The 15,123-nt window shown below is 27.1% G+C and carries 15 protein-coding genes; 9 read left to right on the top strand and 6 right to left on the bottom strand.

Annotation, left to right across the window (positions count from 1 at the left end):
• The 6 genes from coaD to B0175_RS06075 are packed head-to-tail and all read left to right on the top strand — an operon-like array spanning nt 1 to nt 5,562.
• The gene (coaD, locus tag B0175_RS06100; RefSeq protein WP_004509152.1) at nt 1-495 is read left to right on the top strand and encodes a pantetheine-phosphate adenylyltransferase; all 495 of its coding nucleotides are present in this window, start codon (nt 1-3) and stop codon (nt 493-495) included.
• Nucleotides 486-1,055: a dTMP kinase gene (tmk, locus tag B0175_RS06095; protein WP_108527753.1), complete on the top strand. Its 570-nt coding sequence runs from the start codon at nt 486-488 to the stop codon at nt 1,053-1,055. Before coaD ends, tmk begins: the two co-directional genes overlap by 10 nt.
• Complete coding sequence (gene hisS, locus B0175_RS06090; RefSeq protein WP_108527752.1) at nt 1,045-2,286, top strand: histidine--tRNA ligase; 1,242 nt, start codon at nt 1,045-1,047, stop codon at nt 2,284-2,286. Before tmk ends, hisS begins: the two co-directional genes overlap by 11 nt.
• Nucleotides 2,287-4,098, top strand: a complete 1,812-nt coding sequence (gene speA, locus B0175_RS06085; protein ID WP_108527751.1) for a biosynthetic arginine decarboxylase — start codon at nt 2,287-2,289, stop codon at nt 4,096-4,098.
• Nucleotides 4,088-4,822 (top strand): serine O-acetyltransferase, encoded by a 735-nt coding sequence (gene cysE, locus B0175_RS06080; protein WP_108527750.1) that lies wholly within the window; start codon nt 4,088-4,090, stop codon nt 4,820-4,822. Before speA ends, cysE begins: the two co-directional genes overlap by 11 nt.
• Before the next feature lie 2 nt (nt 4,823-4,824).
• Nucleotides 4,825-5,562 carry a sulfite exporter TauE/SafE family protein gene (locus B0175_RS06075; RefSeq protein WP_108527749.1) on the top strand — a complete coding sequence of 246 codons (738 nt, stop codon included), beginning with the start codon at nt 4,825-4,827 and terminating at the stop codon, nt 5,560-5,562.
• Between the two features lie 24 nt (nt 5,563-5,586).
• Here the strand turns inward: B0175_RS06075 and B0175_RS06070 are convergent, their stop codons facing one another.
• Nucleotides 5,587-5,841: a helix-turn-helix domain-containing protein gene (locus B0175_RS06070; protein ID WP_020847789.1), complete on the bottom strand. Its 255-nt coding sequence runs from the start codon at nt 5,839-5,841 to the stop codon at nt 5,587-5,589.
• A 93-nt stretch (nt 5,842-5,934) separates the two neighbouring features.
• Nucleotides 5,935-6,342, bottom strand: coding sequence for a PAS domain-containing protein (locus B0175_RS06065; protein ID WP_108527748.1), 408 nt, complete (start codon nt 6,340-6,342; stop codon nt 5,935-5,937).
• Between the two features lie 424 nt (nt 6,343-6,766).
• On the opposite strand from B0175_RS06065, the gene B0175_RS06060 reads away from it, so the two are divergent.
• The gene (locus B0175_RS06060) at nt 6,767-7,168 is read left to right on the top strand and encodes a hypothetical protein (protein WP_228156073.1); all 402 of its coding nucleotides are present in this window, start codon (nt 6,767-6,769) and stop codon (nt 7,166-7,168) included.
• 101 nt (nt 7,169-7,269) lie between these two features.
• Complete coding sequence (gene uvrA / locus B0175_RS06055) at nt 7,270-10,083, top strand: excinuclease ABC subunit UvrA (protein WP_108527747.1); 2,814 nt, start codon at nt 7,270-7,272, stop codon at nt 10,081-10,083.
• Between the two features lie 58 nt (nt 10,084-10,141).
• Here uvrA and B0175_RS06050 read toward each other — a convergent pair whose 3' ends face one another.
• Nucleotides 10,142-10,513, bottom strand: coding sequence for a hypothetical protein (locus tag B0175_RS06050; RefSeq protein ID WP_108527746.1), 372 nt, complete (start codon nt 10,511-10,513; stop codon nt 10,142-10,144).
• Between the two features lie 129 nt (nt 10,514-10,642).
• Between B0175_RS06050 and B0175_RS06045 the strand changes: the two genes are divergently transcribed.
• Nucleotides 10,643-13,006 carry a helicase HerA domain-containing protein gene (locus tag B0175_RS06045; protein WP_108527745.1) on the top strand — a complete coding sequence of 788 codons (2,364 nt, stop codon included), beginning with the start codon at nt 10,643-10,645 and terminating at the stop codon, nt 13,004-13,006.
• Between the two features lie 15 nt (nt 13,007-13,021).
• On the opposite strand, the gene B0175_RS06040 is transcribed toward B0175_RS06045, so the two are convergent.
• Genes B0175_RS06040 through B0175_RS06030 form a run of 3 tightly spaced genes read right to left on the bottom strand, consistent with a single transcriptional unit; the run spans nt 13,022 to nt 15,103 of the window.
• Nucleotides 13,022-13,426 carry a DUF4878 domain-containing protein gene (locus B0175_RS06040; RefSeq protein WP_108527744.1) on the bottom strand — a complete coding sequence of 135 codons (405 nt, stop codon included), beginning with the start codon at nt 13,424-13,426 and terminating at the stop codon, nt 13,022-13,024.
• The gene (locus B0175_RS06035) at nt 13,423-13,998 is read right to left on the bottom strand and encodes a YiiX/YebB-like N1pC/P60 family cysteine hydrolase (RefSeq protein ID WP_108527743.1); all 576 of its coding nucleotides are present in this window, start codon (nt 13,996-13,998) and stop codon (nt 13,423-13,425) included. The genes B0175_RS06040 and B0175_RS06035 overlap by 4 nt, the downstream gene beginning before the upstream one ends.
• A gap of 19 nt (nt 13,999-14,017) precedes the next feature.
• A complete protein-coding gene (locus B0175_RS06030) occupies nt 14,018-15,103 on the bottom strand; it encodes an AI-2E family transporter (RefSeq protein ID WP_108527742.1) in 1,086 nt (361 codons plus the stop codon).
• Nucleotides 15,104-15,123: the final 20 nt, after the last annotated feature.

Raw genomic sequence — 15,123 nt, 5'->3', positions numbered from 1 at the left:
ATGTCAAAAGAGATAAATACAAATATTGGCTCATATAAAAAAGCTATTTATAGTGGTACTTTTGATCCAATTACAAATGGTCATTTAGATATTATAAAAAGAGCAACAAATATTTTTGATGAAGTAGTTATTGCTGTTGCAAAAAGTGAATTAAAAAAACCTATGTTTTCGCATGAACAAAGAGTAGCATTTGTAGAAGCTGCAACTTCTCATTTAGAAGGTGTTAAAGTTTTAGGTTTTGATACTTTGCTTGTTGATTTGGCGGCTTCTTTAGAGATTAATACAATTATTAGAGGATTAAGAGCTGTTTCTGATTTTGAATTTGAGTTACAAATGGGATATGCAAATTCATCAATAAACAAAAAATTGGAAACTTTATATCTTATGCCAACACTAGAAAATGCCTTTGTTAGTTCTACAATAGTAAGAGAAATCATAAGATTTAATGGTAAATTTGAACATTTGGTTCCTGCAAGAGTTGTGCAATGTATGTAAGTATCGAGGGAATTGATACTGCTGGAAAATCAACTCAATTAAATATCTTAGAAAAGAAGTTTCCAAATGCAATTTTTACAAAAGAGCCAGGAGGAACAGCTTTAGGTATAAAATTAAGAGCGATGGCACTTGGTGGTGAAGCAAAATCAAGTATTGCAGAGATGTTTTTATTTTTAGCTGATCGTGCTGAACATATTGAAGAAGTTATAAAACCAAATAAAAATAGTTTGGTTATTTCTGATAGATCGGTAGTTTCTGGAATTGCTTATGCAAATCAATTTGAAATAGATAAATTAGTAGAATTAAATTTAATAGCAACTTCAAATATTTTACCAACACATATAATTTTACTTGAATTAACACCAGAAGAGCTTAAATTTAGACTTTCACAAAAAGCAAATGATTCAATAGAATTAAGAGGAATTGATTATTTAATAAATATTCAAAATAGAATGAAAGAAACAATAAAAAAATTAAATGTTAATCATATTTTTATAGATGCAAGTTTAAAAATAGAAGATATAGCAAAAACAATAGAGGATTTTTTAAATGTCAAATAGTGAACAAAAGAGTACAAAAACTATTCAAAGTTTAAGAGGTATGAAAGATATAGTAAATGAAGAAAGCACTTTATTTACTTATTTTATTGAAAATGCTTCAAAAATTGCTAAAAATTATGGATTTTCATATCTTGAAACTCCACTTTTAGAAGAGACAGCTTTATTTAAAAGAAGTGTAGGAGAAAGTAGCGATATCGTAAATAAAGAGATGTATCAATTCATAGATAAAGGTGAAAATGATGTTTGTTTACGACCAGAAGGAACAGCAGGAGTTGTAAGACACTTTGTAGAAAAAAAACTTGATCGTGCTGGTGGAAACTATAAATGGTACTATTATGGGGCTATGTTCAGATATGAAAGACCTCAAAAAGGAAGACTAAGAGAGTTTCACCAATTTGGTTGTGAAGTATTTGGAATAGACTCAGTTTACGAAGATGCAAATATAATTATTATGATAAAAGAAATTTTAGACTTCTTTGGTATAGGTTTTATTTTAAAGTTAAACTCACTGGGTTGTAAAGAGTGTATGCCTCCATATAAAGAGAGCTTAGTAAAACATTTAACATCTTTTAAAGATGAACTTTGTGAAGACTGTAATAGAAGGATTTTGACAAATCCAATCAGAGTTTTAGACTGTAAAAATGAAAAATGTCAATCATTATTGGTAAATGCTCCAAAAATTACAAATAATTTATGTAATTCTTGTAATGATGATTTTGAAAAATTAAAAGAGATTTTAGATTTTAATAATATCTCTTATGAAATTGATTCAAATTTAGTAAGAGGACTTGACTACTATAACAAAACAGCTTTTGAGTTTGTAAGCAATGAAATTGGTGCTCAAAGTGCAATAGCTGGTGGTGGAAGATATGATAGATTGGTTGAGTTTTTAGGTGGAAAATCAACAGCTGGAATTGGATTTGCTATTGGTATTGAAAGATTATTAGAATTAATAAAAATGCCAAAAATAGAAGAGGATATAGTTTATCTTGGTGCGCTTGATGAGAAATCTTTAAATACAGTAATAAAAACTGCAACAAAAAAGAGAAAAACAACAAAAACTTTAGTAGAATACACGCCACGAAGCTTTGGAAAACATTTTGGAATAGCTGAAAAGCTAGGAGCAAATATTGTTGCTTTAATTGGTGAAAATGAACTTAATAGTGGAACAATTTATATAAAAAATATAAAAACACAAGAACAAACAAATAAAAAGTTAGAGGAATTTTAAGTGAATAGTAAATATGGTATAGACATCTGGAGTGATGGTAACTTTTTTATCGAAGATGGTGTTGCAAAAATAAATCATGATTGCAAACCTTCGATTATTTCAATTGTAAAAAAGATAAGAAAACAAGGGTTTAAAGGTCCTTTACTTCTTAGATTTCCACATATTACAAAAAAGCAGATAAAAACACTTTATACCACATTTAATTCAAGTATCAAAGAGTATGATTATAAAGGAAAATTTAATGCTGTTTTTCCTCTAAAAGTTAATCAATTACCAAACTTTGTTCATCCACTTGCAAGCGCTGGTAAAAAATACAATTATGGATTAGAAGCTGGAAGTAAAGCTGAATTAATCATAGCTATGACTTACAATAATTTAGGAAGTCCAATTACAATAAATGGATTTAAAGATAAAGAGATGATCCATTTATGTTTTATTGCAAAAAGTATGGGACATAATATCACTATTATTATTGAAGGTTTAAATGAACTAGAAATGATAATTGAAGTTTTAAATGAAACAAAATTAGAATCTCCAAATATTGGATTAAGAGTAAGACTTCATAGTGGAGGAAGTGGTTTATGGGCAAAAAGTGGAGGTATAAATTCTAAATTTGGATTAACTTCTACTGAAATTTTAGAAGCTTATGAACTTATGGAAGAGAATGATTTAGTAGACTATTTAACTATGATTCACTTCCATATTGGTTCAGCTATGAATTCAATCAAACCACTAAAAAAAGCTTTAAGAGAATCTGGTCATATTTACGCAGAACTTAAAAACTTAGGAGCGATTAATCTATCATCAATAAATATTGGTGGAGGATTAGCAGTAGAATATAGTGCTTATGAAAGAACAAGATTCTACTCTCTTTCAGAGTTTGCAAATGATGTTGTTTTTACATTAAAAGAGATTGCTAAACAAAAAGGTGTTGATGAACCAAATATTTTTACAGAATCTGGAAGATTTATAAGTGCGGCTTCAACTGTACTTATAACTCCAGTTCTTGAACTATTTTCAGCAGAATATGAATTAAGTCACTTGAAATTAAAAAAAGTAAATCCTCCTTTAATTGCAGAATTACATGAGTTATTTAAAGATATGACTAAAAAAACAGCTTATGAGTTTATGCACGATAGTATCGACCACATGGAATCACTTTTAACTCTATTTGATTTAGGATATATTGATTTACAAGATAGATCAAACGCTGAAATTTTAACTCATCAAATTATAAAAAAAGCTATTTCATTACTTCAAATAGATGATTATGAAGAACTTAAAAAATTTGATAAAAATATTCAAGAAAAATATCTATTGAATTTTTCATTATTTCAATCATTGCCTGATTATTGGGGAATAAATCAAGAGTTTCCTATCATGCCAATAACTCATTTGGATAAAAAACCAACAAGAAGTGCTTCGTTATGGGATATTACTTGTGATAGTGATGGAGAAATTCCTTTTGATATGAAAAAACCTCTATATTTACATGATGTAAATCTAAATAAAGAGGATTATTTCTTAGGATTTTTCAATGTTGGAGCATATCAAGATACTTTAGGAATGAAACATAATCTTTTTTCACATCCAACAGAAGTAAATGTTGTATTTAAAGAGGGAGAAGTTCAGCTTGAAAAGATTTTAGAATCACAAAAAATCATCGATATTCTTGAAGATATAGATTATGATACAGATGAAATAAAAATGATTTTAAATAAAAATCTAGCTCCTGAAATATATACAGAATTAGAAAAATATTTAAATCAAAATAGTTATTTAAAAACTATTTGGAGCTATTATGACGAATAAAAAAGACTTAACTTTATGGCAACAAATAAAAGAGGATTTTAGTGTTCCAAAACTAAATGACCCTGCATTTGACTCAAACTTTGAGATATTTTTTAACTATCCTGGAGTTTGGGCAATAATAAATCATAGAATTGCTAATAGACTATATAAAAAAGGGTTCAAAAAACTAGCAAGAATGATGACTGGTATTTGCTCTATTTGCACAAAAACAGATATTCATCCAGCTGCAACTATTGGCAGAAGAGTTTTTATTGATCATGCTATTGGTGTTGTTATTGGATCTACTACTATTGTTGAAGATGATGTTTTGATTTATCAAGGTGTAACTTTAGGTGGAGTAAGTCTTGATAAAGGTAAACGACACCCTACTATTAAATCAAATGTAGTTATTGGAAGTGGTGCGAAAATATTAGGAAATATTACAGTTGGGCAAAACTCAAAAATTGGAGCAAACTCTGTTGTTGTGGTAGATGTTCCTGATAATTCAACTGCAGTTGGAGTTCCTGCAAGAATTATTAGAAAAGATAAAAAGATTTGTAAACTTGCACATAATGAACTTCCAGATATAAATAAAGAGATGTTTAAATATTTAATAGAAAGAATCTCTATTCTTGAAGTAGCACTAAAAGAACAAGAGGGAATTGATGTGAGTGAAAAAGATGCAAAACTTGAAAAAGAGTATAACTCTTTTATAGAAACTTTAAACTCTACTAAAAAGGCGTGATTTTGGATTATACATTAGTTATTTTAGGGTTAATTACTGGATTTACTTCTGGTTTTTTTGGAATTGGTGGAGGAAGTATATTAATTCCTATGCTTTTAGTTTATGGATTTATGATGAAAGAAGCTGTTGCAATATCTATTATGCAAATGGTTTTTTCATCAATTTATGGTTCAATCATAAATGCGAAAAAAACTAAAGGGCTTTTAAGAGATGGAACTATTTTAGGAGTTGGAGCAAGTATTGGAGGAATAGTAAGTGGATATTTTTTACCTGCTGTTCCAGATATCTATTTACAATATCTTTTTATAGCTTCTTTACTTTATACAGTTTATACAATATTCAAAGCTCCAGCTTCACAAAGCATAGAACAAGATGATAAAAGCTTTTTAGTTTTACTTCTTATTGGTATGTTTGTTGGAGTTATGGCTATGAGTATTGGGATTGGTGGTTCTTTATTACTTCTTCCAATTTTAGTTGGATTTTTAAAATATGACTTAAAAGTTGCAACGGCTTTAGGACTATTTTTTGTAATTTTCTCATCTATTGGTGGATTTATTTCAACTTCAATCTTTGGAAATATGCTTTATTTAGAAGGAGCAATGGTTGGTATTGGTTCACTTATTGGAGTTTACTTTGGAATCAAAGTAAAGGACAGAGTAAAATCAACTTCATATAAAAAATATGTTTTACTTCTAAACCTTCTAGTTTTAACTGTAACAATTTATAAAACATTCTTTTAATTCAAAAGAATGTTTTAGCACTATTCATTCTTTAAAAAATTCTTCCATTTTTACATCAAATAACTTAGATAATTTAAGTAAATGAAGCAAATTAAAATGCTTTCCATGTGCATTATTTTCAGTGTTTGCATAAAATCCTGAGGATTTTTGTCCAATAGATAAAGCAACTTCCAACTGACTTAAATTTCTTTCTGTTCTCAATCTTTTAACATTTTTAGATATCAATTCAAAAAAATCTTCAATCTCTTTTTCTGTTACTATCTCTGGTAAATTTATCATATTATTCCTATTTTCAAAGATATTATTTACACGAAGCAGAAGAATTAATTATTTTATAATTTTTTATTAATTCTTCTTTTAACTAAAAAATTTTTAAGAAGCTTTCTCTTCTTTCATCCAACCTTTATATAAATATTCGGCTCTTTCTATTTCATCTCTTGAAGCTTTTCTTCTACAAGATAAATAACCATTTGCTCCATTTTGAGTAATAAAAGGATAAACAGTAGCATAAACCCAATAAAATCCTCCAGATTTTGTAGCATTTTTTACATATCCTGTCCATACTTTACCACTTTTTACAGTATCCCATAAATCTTGAAAAGCAACTTTTGGCATATCTGGATGTCTTACAATACTATGAGGTTGTCCTATTAACTCATCTATTCCATATTCTGCTATTTTACAAAAATCACTATTTGCAAATAATATAACACCCTCTTCATCCGTTTCACTAACTAAAAATGCATAATCATCTAATACCGTTTCTTTTTGCGCAACCACATTGAACTCCTTAGAATTTTTTATTTTAACCTAACAAAATTACAGATTAGCTACTTTATAAATTATTGAATTATTATATAAAAAATAATTAATAACACCCTTTTAAATTGTATAATTTTTAACATTTTATGAATATTCATTCAAATTTTTATTTATTTTATAATTTATTTTCTTTGTTAAAAATTAGTTTCATCAAAATATTTTCTTTTTTTCTCCTAAATTTTAGTCTCTATACTATATAATTCGGAAAAATTAAACCTAAAAAGGTATTCAGATAAAAAATTCAAAAATAAAAATAGTCCTTATTTTACTTTTTTTACTTATTGTAGGAATAATTAGTTTATTCTTCATTCCTCAAACGCAAGAGCATGTAGTTTATTCATTTGTATTAATTTACACTAGTACTATTTGGATTTATAATACATTGTTAACTCCATATCCACTTCCTATATGGTTATTATTAATTATCTCTATTTTAGCTTTTATTAGTGTAATAAAATTTTTATTGTTATTTACAAATAATAAAAAAGCAGAATATACTAAGTATGTAAAAGATTCTATCTATGATGCAACTTGGAGATGGAACTGGAAAAAAGATGGTATAGTTGATTTGCAATGTTATTGTCCAAAATGTGACTCAATGCTAATATATGATGAAAGTTCTTGCCACACGAGATATACAGATGTTATAAAAACAGATTTTATTTGCGAAAAATGTGACTCACAAATAATAACAAGTATTCATGGTGGAAATAAAAAATATGCTATTAATACTGTAAAAAGAGAAATTCAAAGACGAATTAGAACACAAGAATACAAAATCTAAGACATTTTAGATTTTGTTTTTTTAAAATTTAAAATATCTATTAATAGACAATTATATATATCTATCTTATAATATCAGCTTCAAAATTTTAAAGGCAAAATATGAACGATACAATAAAAATTTTTAATGCTAAAGAAAATAATTTAAAAAATATAAATCTTGAAATTCCAAAAAATCAACTTATAGTTTTCACTGGACTTAGTGGAAGTGGAAAATCAACACTAGCTTTTGATACACTTTATGCAGAAGGGCAAAGAAGATATATTGAATCTTTATCATCTTATGCCAGACAATTCTTAGATAAGGTTGGAAAACCTGATGTTGAAAGAATAGAAGGTTTAACTCCTGCAATTGCAATTGATCAAAAAACAACATCAAAAAACCCTCGTTCAACTGTTGGAACAATAACTGAAGTTTATGACTATTTTAGACTTTTATTTGCAAGAATTGGTAAACAACACTGTCATCAATGTGGAAAACCTATCTCTCAAATGAGTGCTAGTGATGTTATAAATCAAGTTCTAACACTTCCTGAAGAATCAAAAATAGTAATTCTTGCTCCTTTGGTAAATAGAAAAAAAGGAACATTTGCTGACCTTTTAGAAAGTCTTAGAAGCAAAGGTTATGTAAGAGCGATGATTGATGGTGTTATGGTTAGACTTGATGAAGATATTGAACTAGCAAAAACTCAAATGCACACAATCAAAGTTGTAATAGATAGAGTTACAGTAAAAGAAGAAAACAAAGATAGAATTGCACAAGATGTTGAAAAAGGTCTAAAAGAGAGCTTTGGAGAACTTGAAGTTGAAATAGCAAACTTTGAAGAAGTTGGAACTGAAAAATTAATCCACTACTCTGAACATATGGCTTGTTTTGACTGTAAAATTTCTTTTGAACCTCTTGAACCTCTATCATTTTCATTTAACTCACCCAAAGGTGCTTGTCCTGCATGTGATGGACTAGGTATTCGATATACACTTGATATGAAAAAAGTAATAGATGAAGATTTAACTATCGAAGATGGAGCTATCAAAATCATCTATGGATTTAACAAAGGTTTCTACTTTAAAATGCTGATTGCCTTTTGTGAACAAAATGATATAAATATAAAAATCCCTTTTGGTGATTTGGAAGAACATCAAAAAAAAGCAATACTTCATGGAACTGTTGATGAAGTAACATTCTTTTGGAAAAAACATAAGTTAGTAAGAAAATGGGATGGAATAGTAAAATTAGCCTATGATATGATAAAAGATGAAAAAGAGATGGCTGAGTTTATGACTGAAAAGAAGTGTGACGCTTGTAATGGAAATAGACTAAAACCATCATCTCAAAGTGTTTTTGTAGCAAATAGAACAATTCCTGATATTTTAAATATTCCTATTGAAGATGCCCATACTTTTTTCCAAGATGAAAAAAACTTCTCTTATTTAAGCGAACAAAATAGGATGATTGCAACACCTATTTTAAAAGAAATACGTGAAAGAATCTTCTTTTTATTTGATGTAGGACTTGGATATATAACTTTAGGAAGAGATGCACGAACTATAAGTGGTGGAGAAGCTCAAAGAATAAGAGTTGCTTCACAAATAGGAAGTGGATTAACAGGAGTTATGTATGTACTTGATGAACCATCTATTGGACTTCACGAAAGAGATACAAACAAGCTAATCAAAACTTTAAGAGCATTACAAGAAAAAGGAAATACTGTAATAGTTGTTGAACATGATAAAGAGACTATTCAAGCAGCAGATTTTATTGTTGATATTGGACCAAAAGCAGGTAAATTTGGAGGGGAAATTGTATTTGCTGGAACATTAAAACAGATGAATAAAGCAAAAACTTTAACTGCACAATATGTAACTGGAGCAAAAAAAATCGACTATGTTCACAACAGACCTCAAGAAGAGTTTATAGAAATAAAAAATGTAACTATCAATAATATAAAAAATCTTGATGTTCAAATTCCACTTAAAAATCTTGTTTCAATAACAGGAGTTAGTGGAAGTGGAAAATCATCTTTAATTTTACAAACTCTACTTCCAGTTGCAAAAGAGCTTTTAAATAGAGCTAAAAAAGTAAAAAAAGTAGATGGAGTTGAGATTGAAGGTTTAGAAAAACTTGATAAAGTAATCTATCTTGACCAAAGTCCAATAGGAAGAACTCCACGAAGTAATCCAGCAACTTATACTGGACTTATGGATGATATTAGAGATCTGTTTGCTAAAACAAAAGAAGCAATGCTTAGAGGTTATAAAATAGGAAGATTTTCTTTCAATGTAAAAGGTGGAAGATGTGAAAAATGTCAAGGTGAAGGTGAAATAAAAATAGAAATGCACTTCTTACCTGATATTATGGTGAAATGTGATGCTTGTCAAGGACAACGATATAATGCTCAAACTCTAGAAATTATGTATAAAGGGAAAAATATCTCTGATGTACTTAATATGAGTGTTGATGAAGCTTTAGAATTTTTTGCAAAAGTACCAAAACTAAAAGCAAAACTTCAAACATTAAGTGATGTAGGTCTAGGCTATATAACTTTAGGACAAAATGCTATTACACTCAGTGGTGGAGAAGCACAAAGAATAAAACTGAGTAAAGAATTAAGTAAAAAAGATACTGGAAATACTTTATATGTTTTAGATGAACCAACAACTGGTTTACACTTTGCTGATGTTGATAGATTAACAAAAGTTTTACATCACTTAGTTGAACTTGGAAACTCTGTACTTGTGATTGAACATAACCTTGATGTTATTAAAAACTCTGATTGGGTTATTGATATTGGACCAGAAGGTGGAAGTAAAGGTGGTAAAATTGTAGATGAGGGAACTCCTGAATTTTTAGCACAAAACCACAAAAATTCTGGATCATATACAGGTTATTATCTTGATAAAGAAATAAATAATTAAAATAAAAAAAGGATAAAGTATTAAAACTTTATCCTTTTTTACTTTTTACTCAAAAATTCTATGCTTGTGAATTTAAGCTCTCTTGTAAAGCTTGCATATTAGCTTTTACTTTCATCATTTGTTCAGTTGGATATTGATTTTCAACACTTCCTCTTTCAACTTTTACATAAAAATCTCTTGAACTAGAGTTATATCCAAAATTTGTATTTGATATAAGAACTTCGTATTTACTAGCTGTTGATGGCTGTTGATTTTGCACTTGTTGTGCTGCTGAACTCTCTTTTGTTTTTTCTATTGCTTTTTGCTGAATACTCTCTAAATTCTGCTTATTTTTTATTTCAGCCGATTGAGATGATGTTTGTACTTTTTGTACTTCCAAAGCTTGGTTATCTGTAAACTGATTTAGTTTAGGTACCATTCCATAGTCCATATTTAAGCCCTCCTTTCTTAATATTAGATTAGATATAAAATTATACTAAAAAAAAATAATTTTTACAAATAAAATTTATTATTAACAAATATATATTATAATAAATACATCAACTACTAAAGGTTTATTATGACTGACTCATTTGACTATGAAAAATTAAAACTTTTTTATATAGGAAAGGAAAAAATAGATGATAAATTTGTTCCTTTAGTTTATAAAAATAAAGATTTATTAACTCATGCAGCAATTATAGGAATGACGGGAAGTGGAAAAACAGGACTTGGAATTTCACTTTTGGAAGAAGCAGCAATTGATAATATTCCATCAATTATAATTGATCCAAAAGGTGATATGACAAATTTACTTTTAACATTTCCCTCTTTACAAGGAAGTGATTTTGAACCTTGGATAGAAGAACAAGATGCTTCAAATAATGGTTTATCAGTAAAAGAATTTGCACAAAACACTGCAAATTTGTGGAAAAATGGATTAGAAAAAGATTTTCAAAGTGCTTCTAGAATAGAAAAACTAAAAAACTGCGCTGATTTTACTATTTATACACCAGGAAGTGATGCTGGAGTTCAAATATCAATTTTATCATCATTTAAAGCTCCAAATAAAGAAGTTATTGAAGATAATGATTTACTAGTTTCTTTGGTAAACTCGACTGTTTCATCAATTTTATCTTTGATTGAAGAAAAAAGTGATACTACTTCAAAAGAGTCTATTTTAATCTCTTCAATTTTTATGAACTATTTTAGAGAAAATAAAGATTTAACTTTAGAAGAGTTAATTACATTGATTGTTACTCCTCCTTTTTCAAAAATTGGAGTTTTTGATTTAGAAACATTTTTTGCTCAAAGTGAAAGACTCAAACTTGCTTTAAAATTAAATAATATTATTGCAAATCCATCTTTTAAAACTTGGATTGAAGGTGAAAACTTAGATATTTCAAATCTTCTTTATGATGAAACAGGAAAAGCAAAAGTTTCGATTTTTTCAATAGCGCATCTAAATGACTCTCAAAGAATGTTTTTTGTAACTTTACTTTTAAATCAAATGGTTGCATGGATGAGAAGACAAGAAGGAACAACTTCTTTAAAAGCCCTACTTTATATGGATGAAATATTTGGATATTTTCCACCAAACTCAAATCCACCATCAAAACAACCTATGCTAACACTTTTAAAACAAGCAAGAAGTTTTGGAATTGGAATTATTTTATCTACTCAAAATCCAGTTGATATAGACTACAAAGGTTTAGCAAATATTGGAACTTGGTTTATAGGAAGACTTCAAACAAAACAAGATAAAGAAAAAGTAATTGATGGTTTAAGTAGTGCAAATGAAGGAAATCTAAATAAAGATGAAGTTATGAATCTAATATCAAATTTAGAAAAAAGAAACTTTATTCTTAAAAATATAAATGAAGATGGCATAAAAATATTTGAAACAAGATGGGCTTTATCATATTTAAAAGGTCCAATTTCAAAAGATGGCATAAAAAAACTTATGAGTGAAAAGAAAAAACAAAATATTCCAACTCAAAAAGTAGAAAATGAAAACCAAACAACGCAAATAAATATAGAAAAAGGTATTCCAAAACCTATAATAACTTCTAATGTAACTGAAAGATACCTATATAGTTCACAAAATAGTGCTTATTATTTACAACCTTATTTGATTTGTTCTTGTGATGTTCATTATATTGATGCACCAAAAAATATTGATGTTGAAGAAAAAATATCATATAAAATATATTTAGATGAAAATATGAAAAATATTGATTTTGAAGAAAAAGAAGAACTAGAAAATAACTCTTTTGAAGAAAAAGAAAAACCAAATTCTTTTTATTATGAGCTACCTAGTTTTGTACAAAAAGAGAAAGATTTAAAAGTAATAGAAAAAGATTTTATGGATTATATTTATAGAAATTCAAAAATTGCTTTGTATAAAAATGAATTTTTGAAAATAACTTCAAAACAAAGTGAAAGTTTAAATGACTTCAAAATTAGACTTCAAGATAGACTAAATGAAAAAATAGACTTAGAAGTTGAAAAACTAAAAATAAAATTTGTAAAAGAAAATGATTCTTTAGAAACTAAACTTTCAAAACTTTATGAAAAATTGCAAAAAGAGGAACTTCAAGCAACATCTACTACAACAGATACAATTATTTCGATAGGAACTTCTCTTTTAGGAGCTTTTTTTGGGAAATCAGTTATAAATAAAACAAACATTGGGAAAGTTGCAACTAGTGCAAAAGGTGCTTCAAAAATACTAAAAGAAAGAAATGATGTAAAACAAGTTGAAAATGAAATATTACAACTTCAAGAACAAAGAGATAATTTAAAAAGTGTTCTTGAAAATGAAATTGAGAAAATCAACTCAGCAAATCAAATCTCAAACTTTTCTATTGAAGAGATATTTATAAAACCAAAAAGAAGTGATATTTATAATACGAAACTTGCACTTTTATGGCAGGAGCAATAAAAAGAGAATCTCTTTTTATCTGCTATAAAAAGACTTTAGATTTAAGTTTACTTTCCATTGTTCTTCTATTTTACTTACATGAATTTTTTCTCTTATAATTTTTCCATCTTTTGTGTACTCTTCAACTGTTACAACTGTTGTTGTTGGATCAACTTCTAAACTATCAACAACTTTAAACTTTGAAAATTTTTGAAAACTATCTTTCATACAATCTGATAAATCTTTAGTACATTTTGCAAAAGATATATTCATAATATCTTGAGTTGATTCTGTTGAATACTTGTGATAATCTTCTACATTTCCCTCTTTTACAGAATAAAAAAAGTTTTCAGTTGCATCAGCTGCTGTTTCTTCAAAACAACCACTAAAAAAAGTTAAACTCACTAAGCTTAAAAAAATTATTTTTATAAAGTTTTTCATATTTTTTCCTTAAAATCTATCTCATATCTTTTTTTCAATTTACTATTTTTGATTATACTATCTACTGTAATAATTTTTTTGTTATCTATATTTTGTAAATCTGTATATAAATTTTCACCATGTAGTTTAAAAAAAACTTCATTAATAAATTCTGTATTATAAAGCTTATCATGGTTATTTTTATAAAATTCAAGAATAGCCAATAAAACATTTTTATCAATATCTGTAAAATATTTATAAACAGCTATTTTATCTGAAGATTTTACAAAATCTTCGACTTTTTGAGCCTTAAGAAAGCTTTGTTTTTCACCACTTTTTAGATAAAAAACAACTGCATCATCACCACTTGTTACAACTATTCCAACTTGAGAATAACCCAAATTATCAATACTAAAAGATTTATCGATAACATCATCATCTTTTTTTCTAAAGATAATATCACCATTTTGAAGTTTAGCTGATAATTTTGCATCTTCATTTATATTTTTATATTTATCTGAATGCATAAATTGGTTTAATTGATAAATTGCTGCAAAAAATAAAACTACTAATGCAAAAAGTCTAACTACCATTATTTTATTTTCCTGTATTTTATAATAACTTTTTTAAATTATCTTCTTTTTTATCGAATATTTTTCCATCTTCTGATAATAAAATAGCCAAAGTTTTTGTACTTTCAAATTGAGAAAGAATAATCAATAGAATCATCATTATTGGAACAGCTAAGAACATACCAATTGTTCCCCACATCGCTCCCCAAATAACTAAAGATAAAATCACTACAAATTGAGATATGTTTAATTTATTTCCCATAAGCTTTGGATAAATTATGTTCCCTACTACAAATTGGATAATAACTAAAGCCGTAAATAATCCCACTATATCAGAATAATCTGTAAATTGAATTAAAGCAAATATTGTAGGTATTAAAACTGCAATTATACTTCCAATAGTTGGAATGAAATTTAAAATAAAAGCAATAAATCCCCATAAAACAGCACCTTGCAAAGAAAAATATTGACAAATTATAAAAGTTAAAAATCCTGTTACTAAACTTACTATTGTTGTTATCAAAATATAAGTTCTAACACCTTTTGAAACAGAAGTTAAAATATGTTCTGCTTTTTGTCTATTTTCTTCTTTATTAAAAAGTGCATTTAGTTTTTGATTAAAAAACTGTTGGTCAATAAGTAAAAATAACACATATAAAAATATTTGTACTAAATTACTAAAAATTGAACTAAAAGCTATAAAAATTTTGTTTAAAGCACTTGATAAATTAAACTCTTGAAAAAACTTTTCTAATGGATTTTTTAAATCAATAGAAGTCATTATAGATACTTTTTCAATAACTATATTTATTTTTGAATCAAGTTGAGAAACAATAGAACTCAACTCCATCATACTTGAAGTTATAAATGCTCCAACTTTAATCATAAAATAGATGATTATAAATAAAGACAAAGGAATTGCAATTATATTTAATATCTTTTGTTTTATAAAAGGAACTTTTTTTATCTCATTTGCTAAAGCATTTATCAAAAACCAAATAAAAAACGCTATTGCAATAGGAGTTAAAATACTACTTAAACTGTTAAAAGAGTAAATCACCAAAAACATAAAAGCAAAAAAATAAAATGCTTTTGCAAAATTTGTATCATTTTTTAAGTTTTCCAAAATAACTCCTTTATCTTAAA

The sequence above is a fragment of the Arcobacter lacus genome, assembly GCF_003063295.1.
Lineage (GTDB): Bacteria > Campylobacterota > Campylobacteria > Campylobacterales > Arcobacteraceae > Aliarcobacter > Aliarcobacter lacus.
Note: the sequence above shows the minus strand (reverse complement) of the source record. Positions and strands in the feature narration are given on the sequence as shown.

Coding starts and splice junctions, on each gene's coding strand:
- B0175_RS06035 (WP_108527743.1), bottom strand. CDS start 13,998: ATGGTAGTTAGACTTTTTGCATTAGTAGTTTTATTTTTTGCAGCAATT.
- uvrA (WP_108527747.1), top strand. CDS start 7,270: ATGAACGATACAATAAAAATTTTTAATGCTAAAGAAAATAATTTAAAA.
- cysE (WP_108527750.1), top strand. CDS start 4,088: ATGACGAATAAAAAAGACTTAACTTTATGGCAACAAATAAAAGAGGAT.
- hisS (WP_108527752.1), top strand. CDS start 1,045: ATGTCAAATAGTGAACAAAAGAGTACAAAAACTATTCAAAGTTTAAGA.
- B0175_RS06040 (WP_108527744.1), bottom strand. CDS start 13,426: ATGAAAAACTTTATAAAAATAATTTTTTTAAGCTTAGTGAGTTTAACT.
- B0175_RS06070 (WP_020847789.1), bottom strand. CDS start 5,841: ATGATAAATTTACCAGAGATAGTAACAGAAAAAGAGATTGAAGATTTT.
- B0175_RS06050 (WP_108527746.1), bottom strand. CDS start 10,513: ATGGACTATGGAATGGTACCTAAACTAAATCAGTTTACAGATAACCAA.
- B0175_RS06045 (WP_108527745.1), top strand. CDS start 10,643: ATGACTGACTCATTTGACTATGAAAAATTAAAACTTTTTTATATAGGA.
- tmk (WP_108527753.1), top strand. CDS start 486: ATGTATGTAAGTATCGAGGGAATTGATACTGCTGGAAAATCAACTCAA.
- coaD (WP_004509152.1), top strand. CDS start 1: ATGTCAAAAGAGATAAATACAAATATTGGCTCATATAAAAAAGCTATT.